The 13,343-nt window shown below is 68.4% G+C and carries 10 protein-coding genes; 7 read left to right on the top strand and 3 right to left on the bottom strand.

Annotation, left to right across the window (positions count from 1 at the left end; genetic code table 11):
• Positions 1-33 precede the first annotated feature (33 nt).
• Both bcp and DS843_RS11365 read right to left on the bottom strand, forming a co-directional pair.
• Positions 34-516: a thioredoxin-dependent thiol peroxidase gene (gene bcp / locus DS843_RS11370; protein WP_149469002.1), complete on the bottom strand. Its 483-nt coding sequence runs from the start codon at positions 514-516 to the stop codon at positions 34-36.
• The gene (locus DS843_RS11365) at positions 513-3,524 is read right to left on the bottom strand and encodes a bifunctional [glutamine synthetase] adenylyltransferase/[glutamine synthetase]-adenylyl-L-tyrosine phosphorylase (RefSeq protein ID WP_149469001.1); all 3,012 of its coding nucleotides are present in this window, start codon (positions 3,522-3,524) and stop codon (positions 513-515) included. The genes bcp and DS843_RS11365 overlap by 4 nt, the downstream gene beginning before the upstream one ends.
• Before the next feature lie 129 nt (positions 3,525-3,653).
• Here DS843_RS11365 and DS843_RS11360 point away from each other — a divergent pair, with 129 nt between their 5' ends.
• Positions 3,654-7,310 carry a YhdP family protein gene (locus DS843_RS11360; protein ID WP_149469000.1) on the top strand — a complete coding sequence of 1,219 codons (3,657 nt, stop codon included), beginning with the start codon at positions 3,654-3,656 and terminating at the stop codon, positions 7,308-7,310.
• A 13-nt stretch (positions 7,311-7,323) separates the two neighbouring features.
• Here the strand turns inward: DS843_RS11360 and parA are convergent, their stop codons facing one another.
• Positions 7,324-7,986: a ParA family partition ATPase gene (gene parA / locus DS843_RS11355; RefSeq protein WP_475849091.1), complete on the bottom strand. Its 663-nt coding sequence runs from the start codon at positions 7,984-7,986 to the stop codon at positions 7,324-7,326.
• Between the two features lie 96 nt (positions 7,987-8,082).
• Here parA and DS843_RS11350 point away from each other — a divergent pair, with 96 nt between their 5' ends.
• From DS843_RS11350 to DS843_RS11325, 6 genes are all read left to right on the top strand, one after another.
• Positions 8,083-9,054 (top strand): L-threonylcarbamoyladenylate synthase, encoded by a 972-nt coding sequence (locus DS843_RS11350; RefSeq protein ID WP_149468999.1) that lies wholly within the window; start codon positions 8,083-8,085, stop codon positions 9,052-9,054.
• Positions 9,055-9,287: 233 nt separating this feature from the next.
• Positions 9,288-9,929, top strand: a complete 642-nt coding sequence (locus tag DS843_RS11345) for a hypothetical protein (protein WP_149468998.1) — start codon at positions 9,288-9,290, stop codon at positions 9,927-9,929.
• Between the two features lie 692 nt (positions 9,930-10,621).
• Entirely contained in the window at positions 10,622-12,046 is a 1,425-nt protein-coding gene (locus tag DS843_RS11340; RefSeq protein ID WP_149468997.1) for an FAD-binding oxidoreductase, read from the top strand.
• An 11-nt stretch (positions 12,047-12,057) separates the two neighbouring features.
• Positions 12,058-12,330: a hypothetical protein gene (locus DS843_RS11335; RefSeq protein WP_149468996.1), complete on the top strand. Its 273-nt coding sequence runs from the start codon at positions 12,058-12,060 to the stop codon at positions 12,328-12,330.
• Positions 12,327-12,566, top strand: coding sequence for a DUF2283 domain-containing protein (locus DS843_RS11330; protein ID WP_149468995.1), 240 nt, complete (start codon positions 12,327-12,329; stop codon positions 12,564-12,566). Before DS843_RS11335 ends, DS843_RS11330 begins: the two co-directional genes overlap by 4 nt.
• A 103-nt stretch (positions 12,567-12,669) precedes the next feature.
• On the top strand, positions 12,670-13,335 hold the full coding sequence (locus tag DS843_RS11325) for a hypothetical protein (RefSeq protein ID WP_149468994.1): 666 nt from the start codon (positions 12,670-12,672) through the stop codon (positions 13,333-13,335).
• Positions 13,336-13,343 lie beyond the last annotated feature (8 nt).

Here is a 13,343-nt window from a genome sequence, read left to right as displayed (position 1 = left end):
CTCTCCCACCGGGAAGAGGGGAAACCCGTGCGGTCACAGCGCCTGCAACGCCTTCAGCACCGCCGCCACATGGCCGGTGACCTTCACCTTGCGCCAGACGTTGCGGACGACGCCGTCCTTGTCGATCAGGAAGGTCGCGCGCTCCAGCCCCATGTACTTGCGGCCGTACATGCTCTTCTCGACCCAGACGCCGTAGGCTTCGGCGACACCCGTCTCCTTGTCGGAGGCGAGCGTGAAGGGCAGCTCGTACTTCGCCTTGAACTTGTCGTGGCTGGCCACGCTGTCCTTGGACACGCCGATCACCACGGCGTCCAGCCCGCTGAAGTCCGGGAACTGGTCGCGGAAGCCGCAGGCCTCCGACGTGCAGCCGGACGTGTCGTCCTTCGGGTAGAAATACAGCACCACCGGCTTGCCCTTCAGGGCGGACAGCGTGACGCTGCCGCCGCCGTCGGTCGGCATGGTGAAATCCGGGGCGGGGGTGCCGGCCTCGATGGCGGCGTTCTGGGCTTCGCTCATGGGAGTTTGGCTTCTTCTTTGGTCTCTGGGGGAGGCAGCCTTGACGCCGGTTCCTCGACCAGCGCCACGAAATGGCGGTGGGCGCGGGCGGCGATGTCCCGGATTCTGCTGTCGAGCGCCGCGAAGTCAACCGCCGGCTCCTCGTCCGGGAAGGCGGCGCGGGACAGCCCCTCCCGCAGCGTGGGCGACACCTGCCGGGGATCGAGCACGCCGTCCGTGGTCAGCCGCAGGAAGCCCTGCACCCGCCGCCACAGCTTCAGCGTCGCCACCAGCTCCTCCGCCACCTCCGGCGCCAGAAGCCCGGCGCCTGCGGCGTTGAGCAGCGCGCGGCTGGTGGCGATGGACAGGATCTCCGGGTGGTCGTGCCCGTGGCGAAGCTGGAGGTACTGGGCCGTGAACTCGATGTCGATCAGGCCGCCGCGGGCGTATTTGACGTTCCACGGGTTGGCGGTGCCGAACTCCTTGTCGATGCGGCGGCGCATGTCGGCCACGTCCCACAGCACTTTCGCCGGATCGCGCGGGCCGGTCAGCACGCCGCGGATGGCCGACTCGACCTTGCGGGCCAGCGCCGGGTCGCCGCCGAGATTGCCGCCGATGACGCGGGCGCGGGTCAGCGCCATGTGCTCCCACGTCCAGGCGTCCTTGGTCTGGTAGGCGGTGAAGGCGTCCAACGCGGTGGCGAGCGGCCCGGCGTTGCCCGACGGGCGCAGCCGCATGTCCACCTCGTACAGCCGCCCGTCCGCCATCGGGGCGGTGATGGCGTTGGTCAGGCGCTGCGTCAGCTTGATGTAATACTCGTTGGGGGCCAGCGGCTTGACGCCGTCCGACTGGCGCGTGCCGGGCGGCACCTCGTAGACCACGATCAGGTCGATGTCGGAGGTGATGGTGAGCTGCCGGCTGCCCAGCTTGCCCATCGCCACCACCACCCAGGCGCCGCCGGGGATGCGGCCATGGCGGGCGGCGAACTCCTCCTCCACGCGGGCGGCCAGTTCCGGCACCACCACGTCGGCCAGATCGGCGAGGAAGGGACCGCAGCGGTCGCCGTCGGTGATGCCGCGCAGGATGTGCGCCCCGGCGCGGAAGCGCTGGTCGTTGGTCCAGCGCCGCGACAGGGTCAGCACATCCTCGAAGTTGTGCGCCCCGGCGATGAAGCGCTTGTACTCCGGCGTCAGCCCCTCCGCGTCGGGCAGCGGGTCGAAGAAGTCGGGCGACAGCACGGCGTCGAGAAGCGACGGGTTGCGCGACAGCGTCTCGGCCAGTTGAGGGGCCGTGCCCAGGATCTCCGCCACCAGGGCCAGCAGCCAGGGGTTGGCGATGAACAGCGAGAACAGCCCGACGCCCGCCGGCAGCCGCTCCAGGAAGCTGTCGAACTTCACCAGCGCGTCGTCCGGGGCGGGCGTCTTCGCCAGCTCGTTCAGCATGGCCGGCACCAGCTCGGTCAGCAGCTCCCGCGCGCGGCCCGAGCGGGTGGAGCGGTAGCGCCCGCGGTGCCAGGTGGACACCACGGCGATGACCCGGCTGGGGTCGCGGTAGCCCATGCCGGCCAGCGTCTTCACCGTGCCGGGGTCGTCGTCGGTGCCGGTGAAGACGAGGTTGCCGGGACCGGACAGCGACGGCGCCTCCTCGAACAGCTCGGCGTAGCGGTCCTCGACCCGGCCAAGCTGGGCCAGCAGCTCGGCGCGGAAGTCCTCGACCGCCGCGTAGCCGAGGAAGGTCGCCAGATGCGCCACCCCCTCGTCGTCCGCCGGGATCTGGTGGGTCTGGCGGTCGTCGGTCATCTGGATGCGGTGCTCGACCCGGCGCAGGAAGCGGTAGGCCTCCTCCAACTCCTCCACCGCCGCCTCCGGCACGCGCCCGATCTCGCACAGCGCCTTGTTCGCCAGCAGCGTGGGGGCGATGCGCACGCGGATGTCGCGTCCGCCGAAGATGAGTTGCTGGGTCTGGGCGAAGAACTCGATCTCGCGGATTCCGCCGCGGCCGACCTTGATGTCGTGGCCGTTCACCGTCACTTCACGGTGGCCCTTGTGGGCGTTGATCTGACGCTTGATGGAATGGATGTCCTGGATGGCCGCGAAGTCGAGATGGCGCCGCCACACGAACGGTTCGAGGAAGCGCAGGAAATGCGCCCCCGCCTCCGGGTCCCCGGCGATGGGGCGGGCCTTGATCATGGCCGCGCGTTCCCAGTTCTGCCCGACGCTGCCGTAATAAATTTCGGCCGCCGAGACGGAAACCGCCAGCGGCGTGGCTCCCGGATCGGGGCGCAGCCGCAGATCTGTACGGAAGACGTAGCCGTCCTTGGTCCGTTCATCCATAATGCGGACAAGATCGCGCGCGATACGAATGAACGTGCGGGCGAGGTTGTCCGGCTGGGGCGTTTGCACGACGGCGTCGTCGTACAGGACGATCAGGTCGATATCGCTGGAATAGTTGAGTTCGCGCGCACCAAGTTTGCCCATGCCAAGCACGATCAGGCCCGACCCGACCCATGGCCGCTGCGGTTCCGGCAGCGTCAGCGTGCCCGCCTCCGCGGCGCGGCGCAGCAGGTGGTTTGCGGCCATCCGCACCGACGTCTCGGCGATGTCGGACAGGGCGCCGGTGACGGCCTCAAGCTCCCACGCGCCGGTGATGTCGGCCATGGCGATCAGCAGCGCGGCCCGCCGCTTGGCGACGCGCAGGGCCGTCATCAGCCGGTCGATGTTGCGCTCCTCCGCGCAATCGGCCTCCAGCCGCCGCAGCAGCGCGGCGAAGGCATCGCCGTACCCCTGCGTCACCAACTCCCGGACGAAGGGAAGCTCGCGCGTCAGGATCTGGCCCAGATACGGGCTGTTGCCGCACACCGCGTCGATCAGCGCCCGGCCCTCCGCCGAATCGGCGTACGCTTCCGCCCAGGCGCGCAAGGACTCATGGCCGGACTCGTCGTCGGCGTTTGCCGCCTCCTGGCGCCAGCGCTCCAGGCCGCGTTCGGCGAGGGCGGGATCGAAGGGTTTCGGCAGCGTGGTGGTGGGCATGATCGCGGCTATCCCTGCACAAGAACTGAGCAGGAAGGTGCGCGGTCCGGCCGTTGCGGTCAACCGTGACAAATCGTCGGCACCGTGTGCGCCGGGGTCTGGGCCGGGCTCTGCGCCGGAACAGCGTCCGTGATCCGGCGCACCGCCAAGATCCTGGCCTGGACCACCGCGGGCACGGTGGCCGTCGTCGGCGCCGCGGGCGGGCTGTTCGCGTGGCGGCTGGCCCAGGGGCCGATCGCGCTCGATCCGCTGACCCCTTACGTGGAGCGCGCGCTGAGCGACCCGCAGGGCCGCTACCGCGTCGATGTCGGCCAGCTCGTCCTGTCCTGGGTGGACGAGGAGGAGAGCGACGGGCTGACCCGGCTGGACCTGCGCGCCATTGACGTGCACGCGGTCAACGCCGATGGAAACGAGCTGGCGGCGGTGCCGGAGCTGGGCGTCGGCTTCTCCGTGCGGGCGCTGTTCCAGGGCAAGCTGTCGCCGACGCGGCTCGATCTCGTGCGCCCGCGCCTCCAGGTGGTGCGCCGGGCCGACGGCAGCCTGGACTTCGACGTGCGCTCGCTCCCGGCCCCCGGCCAGCCGGAGAAGGAGGAGCCGGCGGGCGGCCCCGACTTCGCGGGGGAGATCGTTTCCACCTTGTTGCAGCCGCCGGACATCGGCCGTCCGCTGGGGCTTCTGCGGCGGCTGACCGTCATGGGCGCCGACCTGACGGTGACGAACCGCATGCTGGGCCTGTCCTGGCACGCCAGCCGCGCCGACATCGTGCTGAGCCGCGACGCGACGGAGATCGTCGGCGGGGCGCAACTGCTGCTCGACCTCGACGGGCGGACGGCGGCGGTGGAGGCGTCGGGCAGCCACCGCATGACCGATTCGGTGACCGCGCTGGCCGCCCGCTTCGAAGGCTTGCAGCCCGCGGCGCTGGCGAAGATCGGCCCGATGCTGGCGCCGCTGTCCGCGGTGACGGTGCCCCTCGGCGGGCGGATCGACGCCACGCTGGATTCGCGGCTCGACCCGGTGCGCTTCGGCTTCGACCTGCATGGCGGCGCCGGAGCGGTGAGCCTGCCCGCCCTGCGCCCCGATCCCTACCGCGTTGAGCGCATGCGGCTGCGTGGAAGCCTCGACGTGCCGGGCCGGCGGGCGGAGCTGGACCGGCTGGACCTCGCGCTGGAGGGGCTGGAACTGACCGGGCGCGCCGAGTTGCGGGAACGCGGCGACCGGCGCGACGGCAGCCTGCACCTGGGCCTGACGGTGGGGAGCAATCGGGCCTCCCTCGGCCTGGACGGCACGCAGGTTCCGGGCAAGGGCACGTCGGTCGCGGCGCGGCTGGACGGGCTGGTTCCCGCCGAACTGGCCGGGCTCGCCCCGGCGCTGGCTCCGCTGGCCGCAGCACGGCTTCCCCTGTCCGGGGCCGCGAGCGTGGAGCTGGACGCCGGCTGGCAGCCGCGCAGCGGGCGGGCCGATCTGAAGGCCGGCGAGGGCCTCGTCGTCCATCCGGAGCTGTTCCCGGAACCGTTGCCCGTCGCCTCCGCGGCGCTGACGATGGCCGGGGACCGCGCCTCGGGCCGGCTGGAGGTGGAGCGGCTGGCGCTCGACCTCGGCGGGCCGACCGTGGAGGGGACGGCGCGCGCCACCATCGCGCAGCCCGACACGCCCGCCAACACGCCCACCGACACGCCCGGCGCCCGGCTGTCCGTCGAGGCCGCCGTGACGGCGCGGCAGGTGCCGGCGGACGACCTGCCCCGGCTGTGGCCGCTGGGGCTGGGGAAGAACGCGCGGGAATGGGTGACCACCAACCTGTCGCACGGCATCGTGCCGGAGGCGAGGGCCACGGTCAGCGCCGCCAGTCCGCTGGCCGACCTCGCGGCGATCGACCTGACGCATTTCCACGCCGGCATCCAGGCCGAGGGCATGACGGTGGATTACTTCCATCCCCTGCCCAAGGTGACCGGCCTGTCGGCGGAGGTGTCCACCGACGGCAAGACCTTCACCATCCAGACCAAGGGTGGGCGGATCGACGACGTCCAGCTCGGCGAGGGCACGGTCGTCATCGGCGGGCTGGACACCGGGCAGGAGACCATGGACATCCGCGTCCCGGTCCGCGGGCCGGTGCGCACCATCCTGACGGTTCTGGACAGCCCGCCGCTGGGCTATCCCAGCCGCCTCGACCTCGATCCGAAGCGGACGCAGGGGCAGGCCGACGCGCAGCTCCATTTCCAGTTCCCGCTGCTGGTCGATCTGAAGGTGGAGCAGTTGGACCTGAACGTCGCGGCGAAGCTGCGCGGCGTGGGGGTGGAGAAGGTCGCCGCCGGGCTGACCGCGACGGAGGGCGACCTGACCCTGGCGCTCGACATGAACGCCATGACGGTGAAGGGCAACACCAAACTGGACGGCATCCCCGTCAGCATCGACTGGAAGGAGCAGTTCACCTCCACCGCCAAGGGGCCGCGCACCCGCATCGCCGTGAAAGGCGACGTGGACGCGAAGGATCTGCGCAGCCACGGCATCGACCTCGGCGAGCATGTCGCGGGGCCGATGGGGGCGGACGTGCTGTTCACCGTGGACCAGCGCCGCCGCTTCGGGCTGACCGCCGGGCTGAACCTGGAAAAGACCCATCTGCGCATCGACGAGCTGGGCTGGGAGAAGAGGCCCGGCGTCCCCGGCACGGGCAAGCTTGCGCTGGAGTTCCAGAAGGACCGGGTGACCCGCGTCACCGGCCTGTCCGTCGATGCCGGGGGCCTGCGCGCCCAGGCGGTGGTCGATCTGGCCCCCCAGACCATGGCGGTCACCAAGGTGGCGGTCAGCCAGTTGTCGGTGGGCCAGACCGACCTGAAGGCCGACGTGACGGTCCATGATGGCGGCAAGGCCGGCTATTCCGGGACCATCACGGGCCAGAGCCTGGACGCCCGCGTGCTGGCCGGCAAGGCCGACCCGCCCGGCGGAAAGAAGCCGGGTCCGGACGACGAGAAACCGCTGCCCCTCGATTTCGACCTGCGGCTGAACCGCGTCGTCTTCGGGGATGGCCGGCACCTGTCCGACGTGGCCGGGCGGATCAAACGGGACAGCCTGTCCTGGACGAACCTGAACGTGACGGCGCGGGCGGGCCGCGAGGGGGCGGTGTCGCTGCGCTACCTGCCGGGCGCCCAGGGCTTCCACGACGTGGCCATCACGGCCAGCGACGCGGGCGAGACCTTCCGCGCGCTCGACATCAACGACCGGGTGCAGGGCGGCGCTCTCACCATCACCGGACGCACGGTGGAGCCGCGGGCCGACGCCGCCATCGAGGGGCGGATGGAGCTGAAGGACTACGCGCTGGTCGATCCGCCGGTCCTGGCCCGCATCCTGAACGCCATCTCCCCCTCCGGCTTCGCGGAACTGATGGGCGGCGGCAAGGGCATCCGGTTCGGGCGGGCGGTCAGCGACTACCGCAAGGAGGGGCGCCTGCTGACCGTGAAGGATCTGCGCACCTCCGGCTCCGCGCTCGGCCTGACCCTGTCGGGGGAGGTGGACATCGAGACGGACACCGCCAACCTGCGCGGCACCATCGTGCCTGTCTATGGGCTGAACCGCCTGATCGGCCAAATCCCGCTGCTGGGCGACGCGCTGAGCGGCGGCGAAGGGCAAGGCATCTTCAGCGCCACCTGGCACGTCCGCGGCCCGCTGGCCGACCCGGACGTGACGGTGAACCCGCTCGCCATGCTGGCGCCGGGTTTCCTGCGCAACCTGTTCTTCCTGGGCAACGGGGGCGACGGGAAGGAAGCGCCGTCGCCGGGGACGTTCGAGAAGTAGGGAAGAGCCCGCCTCACGCCGCCCGGCGCAGGATCTCCTCGGCCAGCGCCTGCATCTCCGCCGCGGCCTGGGTCCGGCGCGCGGCCTCCGTTACCGACAGGCCGGTCAGCAGGGTGCCGGCATAGGCCGTGCGGTTGCCGATCTGCGCCTCCGCGATGTCGACGGCGGGCGGATTCACGAGTTCGCGGACCCGCGCGATGAGTTCGTCCGCGATGCGGGCGCGCGGCGGCACGCGGTTCAGCACCAGCAGCAGGCGGCGCTTCTCCTGCGCGGCGAGGTCCAGCGTCGGCTGCACCGCCCACAGGTCCATCGGGCTGGGCTGCACCGGGGCGATGACGAGGCTGGCGGCGCGCACGGCGATCCGCGCCTCCGTCTGGGCGTGGGGGGGGCTGTCGATCAGCACGATGTCGTGGCCGCGGGCCAGCTTCTCCACCTCGGTCTGGGTGCGCCAGCCGGTGATCTGGACATGGGTGAAGCCGGGCTCTCCGCCCGTGGCCTCCGCCCGCACCTCGTGCCAGCGGGTCAGGCTGCCCTGCGGGTCGATGTCGACCGTGGCGACCGACCGGCCGAGCTGCATCCAGGCGATGGCGAGATGAGCCACCAGCGTGGTCTTGCCGGCCCCGCCCTTCTGTTGCGCCACGGTGAAGACCTTGCCCGCCATGCCCACACCCATCATTTGGTTGTTTATCGCGCGTACCCGTCATAAGGCTTGGACAGAGCCGGCGCAACCGCGCGAATTGACTTCATCCCCCGACGCTTTACAAAACGCCCCGTGACCGAAAAGCATCCCGACATCATCCCCGCCACGCCCGCCGGCCTCGCCCGCGCCGGCGAGGCGCTGCGCAACGGCGAACTGGTCGCCTTCCCGACCGAGACCGTCTACGGGCTCGGCGGGGACGCCACCGACGACCGGGCCGTGGCCGCGATCTTCGCCGCCAAGGGCCGCCCGCAGTTCAACCCGCTGATCGCCCATGTGCCGGACCTGGAGTCCGCCGAGGCCATCGCCGTGCTCGACGAGCGCGCGGTGGAACTGGCCCACCAGTTCTGGCCCGGCCCGCTGACCCTGGTGCTGCCCCGCCGGGCCGAGTCCGGATTGTCGCTTCTGGTGTCCGCCGGGCTGGACAGCGTGGCGGTGCGGGTGCCCGGCCATCCGGTGGCGCAGGCCCTGCTGAAGGCCGCCGGGAAGCCGATCGCCGCACCCAGCGCCAACCGTTCCGGCGCGGTCAGCCCGACCGCCCCGCACCACGTCATCGAAAGCCTGGGCGACCGGGTGAGCATGGTGGTGGCCGGCGGAAAGTGCCAGGTCGGGGTGGAGTCCACCGTGCTCGACCTGACCGGCGAGACCCCGGTGCTGCTGCGCCCCGGCGCGGTGCTGCGCGAGGAGATCGAGCGGCTGATCGGCCCCGTCCTGCTGTCCGCCGGCAACCCCGACGCCCCGAAGTCCCCCGGCCAGTTGGAAAGCCACTACGCCCCCGACGCGCCCGTGCGGCTGAACGCCACGAGCGCCGGGGATGACGAGGCGTTCCTCACCTTCGGCCCCGACCGCTTCATCCGCGGCGGCAAGGCCCGGCTGAACCTGAGCCTTCAGGGTGACCTGAACGAGGCGGCGGCGAACCTGTTCGCCCATCTCCGCGCGCTCGATCAGGAGGGTGCGCGCGCCATCGCCGTGATGCCGATCCCGGACGAGGGGCTGGGTGTCGCCATCAACGACCGCCTGCGGCGGGCGGCGGCGCCGCGGGGGTGATGGCGCGTCCCAGACAACGCGTAATCGCTGGGCTGAAGGATCGCAAGACTCAGCCCAGTTTCAATCGGTTAGAGCATGGGTTTGCACTGCCCCGTAAATCAGCGCTCAATCAAACCCCACTATACCTAGCTATTTACAATGGCATCTTAAACGCACAAACTCAAGACTTCCATTGACATTTTCGGTGAATTCAATCAATATTTGGATATACCAAATTCTATAAGGCCGCTCATATGAAGAAGCAAGATAAAACACTTATCTGGACACCTTCTGACATAGAATTCTCATCGCGAAATTACAGCCTGAAATCAACTACTCAGCCTGTTACGAAGCGCGTCATAGATGGGCACTCTGAGGAATTCTACCCAACTCCACCTTGGGCTACGTTAGCGCTTTTAGATTACGAGAAGTTTACGGGGGAAATTTGGGAATGCGCTTGTGGCGATGGAGCCATGTCTCAAGCCCTTGAACAGCACGGACACAACGTATTCAGCTCTGATAAATTTGACCGAGGGTTTGGCACCCCAGGAATTGACTTTCTGACAGAAAACCGCGTTTCTGATAATATAATAACCAACCCTCCGTACAATCTTGCTGGGGAATTTGTACTTCACGGATTGCGCAAGTGCCGTTATAAACTTGCCCTACTCTTACGGCTAGCATTTCTAGAAGGTAACGAACGATTCCGCCGAATTTTTGACCCTACCCCTCCATCCAGAGTATGGGTATTTAGCGAGCGCATTACCTTTTACCCTAAGAACGCCGAACGGAAGGGTTCAGGAACGACGGCCTACGCTTGGCTTGTTTGGGATAAGGAGTGCACCGGCGAAAGCCGCATCGGCTGGATTAGCCCTGGACACAAAAACCAGTCCTGAGAATTCAGTTAAAGTACCTGCCTGCAAAGACTTCAACTTAGTCCACTTCTGAGTGAATTCTGACGAGTTTTAAGAGCGCGGATCAAAACCCCATCTCCATAGGCTAGAGACATTGATTTTGCTCGGTCCATCAGAGGTTTTGATCTGCACTCTAAGAATTTAAGGCGACATATGCCCTTCCAGCCTCCGTAATCTGAAATCCGCCAGGAACCTCAATTGCCCAACCGTTCCTCTCAAGTTTTTTGTGCGATTTAAGGTTACGGACAATTTGAGTAAACTTCACATCGTTTCGGTTTCGCAACGGCTCCGCATCCTCTCCATCTGGCTGAAAATAGGCGATCAATTTTTTCTTCAATGCGGTGGTCGATAGCTGTCCGTTAGGCGCGACCGCAAGAGCCCTGAGCGCGGGAAGGACTACGTCGTTCTCGTGTATGCGATCATCCATAAATGCCTCCTTCGGATAACGGAGCCAACTATAACTAACTTTAAGAGACAACGCTAATGGATTTGCATCCGTAAGTAGACTAAAGGTTGGGCAGTTTCGCGCGTCCTTTTCAAAAATTTACTCAAACTGGAAAGCCATATGGTTATGTCGGCGCGCGAAGTTTGTGCCGTCGTCCGGCTGGAAAACCGTTGCGTTCGGCGTTATCAGTTCGCAGCATTGTTGCCCACCAGCCCGGAAGCTACGCTCCATGACCGTTGCTGCCTCCATCGCCGCCCTTGACCGGATTCGCACTATCGTCGGCCTGAACGGCCTTCTCACCGCGCCGGAGGACATGGCCCCCTACCTGTCGGAATGGCGCGGGCGCTTCAAGGGCAACAGTCCGGCGGTGGTCCGCCCGGCCAGCACCGAGGAGGTCGCGGCGGTCGTGACGATCTGCGCGGAGGCCGGCATCCCGGTCGTCCCGCAGGGCGGCAACACCAGCCTCGTCGGCGGCTCCATCCCCTATGAGGAAGGGCGCGAGATCGTCCTCAGCCTGTCGCGGATGAACCGGATTCGCGGCATCGACACGCTGAACTACACCATGACGGCGGAGGCCGGCGTCGTGCTCAAGACCGCGCAGGAGGCCGCCAAGGACAAGGACCGCCTGCTGCCGATGAGCCTGGGGGCGGAGGGCACCTGCCAGATCGGCGGGCTGATCTCCACCAACGCGGGCGGCATCAACGTGCTGCGCTACGGCAACATGCGCGACCTCGTGCTGGGGCTGGAGGTGGTGCTGGCCGACGGGCGCGTCTGGAACGGCCTGCGCTCCTTGCGCAAGAACAACACCGGCTACGACCTGAAGCACCTGTTCATCGGAGCGGAAGGCACGCTGGGCATCGTGACCGCCGCGGTGCTGAAGCTCTACCCGCGCCCGCGCCAGTCGGAGACGGCCTTCATCGCCGTGCCCAGCCCCGCCGCCGCCATCGAGCTGTTGGCCCGCCTGCGCGCGGCGTCGGGCGACGCCGTGGCCGCCTTCGAGCTGATGTCGCGCCGCTGCCTGGAGTTCGCGCTCAAGCACGTCGCCGGCACCATCGACCCGCTGTCGGAGCCGTCGCCCTGGTACGTGCTGACCGAGCTGACCGCCGGCACCCAGTCCGACGCCTTCCGCGAGAATGTCGAGGCGGCGCTGGGAGAGGCCTTCGAGGCGGAGCTTGCCACCGACGCCACCATCGCCCAGTCGGAGACCCAGGCCAACCAGCTCTGGTTCATCCGCGAGGCCATCGTGGAGGCGCAGAAGTTCGAGGGCGGCTCGATCAAGAACGACGTGTCGGTCCCGGTGTCGCGCGTCGCCGAGTTCATCGAGCGCGCGGAGGCCGCCGTGGCCGCGGCCTGCCCCGGCATCCGCCCCACCCCCTTCGGCCATGTCGGAGACGGCAACATCCACTTCAACCTCAGCCAGCCGGAGGGTGCGGACACCGCCGCCTATCTCGCCCGCTGGGACGAGATCTGCCATGTGGTGAACGAGGTCATCTTCGACCTGGACGGCTCCATCTCCGCCGAGCACGGCGTGGGCCGCTTCAAGAAGGACGAGATGCCGGTCATCAAGAGCCCGGTCGAGTTCGACCTGCTGCGCGCGATGAAGGCGGCGCTCGACCCCAAGGGCCTGCTGAACCCCGGCAAGATGCTGCCGTAAGGGGCGCCGCGATGGCGGAGGAACCGTCCCGTCTTCCGCCGCCGCCCTTCTGGCGGACCCGCTATTTCGCCTTGGTGGTCATGGCGAAGCCGGAACGGCGCGGCATCGATCCGCTGGATGTGCTCGCCGTGCTGTCCAATCCGGTGAAACGGCAACGGGAGCCGGGTGGCCGCGTGCGATACTGGGGTTGGGTCGCACACCTGCGGTCTTATGTTAGAGTCGTGACGCTGGAGGATGGCGAGACCGTCCACAACGCCTTTCCGGATCGGGATTTCGAACCATGACCGACCCCCACAGCCCCGTTCTTTACGACCCGGACACGGACAGCATGTATGTCAAGGTCCGCCCCGGCCCAGGGGTGGACAGCCGGATCGACGACGCCCGCGATCTGGTGATCGACCTTGGCGAGGACGGTGAACCGGTCGGCTACGACATCCAATACGCATCCCGGCATCCCGACGTGATTGCAGAGGCGCTTGCCGCGTTGCGCGCTCTTCGTGGCGAAGCCCGCGCCGCCTGACTCCTCTCCGGCCCTTCAAGGCAACCACTGGCCCACCTGCGCTGTTCACATCGGCACGGGAGCCGGCGACGCCGGTCCATCGACCGTGGACAGGGGGCAAGCGATGCTTCTCGCGATGTCGGCGTGGATGCGCCTGATGCTGGGCGAGGCCGAGACGGCGCCGGTGGACGGCACCTCCACATCCGAGGGTCTGCCGCCGGAGCGGGAGCGCATCCGGCGGGCGGTGCATGGGGCCGTGACCGCCCACCCGCTGCACCGCGAACTGGTCCACACGCATCGGCTGGGCGGCTGCCAGTATTATGCCTTCGCCGGGGCGATGCTGCTGGAGGCGCTGGGCCATGGGCGGGCGGAGGTCGCGCTGGGTCGCGTGGCTTTCCGCAAGCATGACGTCCACAGCCGGGCGCGCTGGTTCGGCTATCCGGCGGCGCCCGCCGACGTCCGCCCTCCCGATCCGAAGCAGCCTCGGCAGGAGGCCGAAGCCTTTCCCTTCCACGCCTGGATTCGCCTGACCGGCCCCGGCGGGCGGCGCAGCGTCGTCGATTTCGACCTGACCAACGTGCTGCGGGAGGTGCGGCTGCGCGAGCCGCTCCACGCCGCCGCCCTGTGCCACGCACCGCCGGCCTTCTGGGGGAGTGCCGCGGCGGCGCGGCAGGCGGGCCTACGGTTCGAGCCGCACCGCCGGCTGACCGCCGACGCGCTGCTGCCCGGCGACCGCCGGGTGTTCGCGGCCATCGCAGCGGACGCCCGCGAACGGCTCAAGGACGTTTAGCCCGGCGT

Source organism: Roseomonas genomospecies 6 (assembly GCF_008365375.1).
Taxonomy (GTDB): Bacteria; Pseudomonadota; Alphaproteobacteria; order Azospirillales; family Azospirillaceae; genus Azospirillum.
This window is presented reverse-complemented; position numbering and strand designations above follow the sequence as displayed.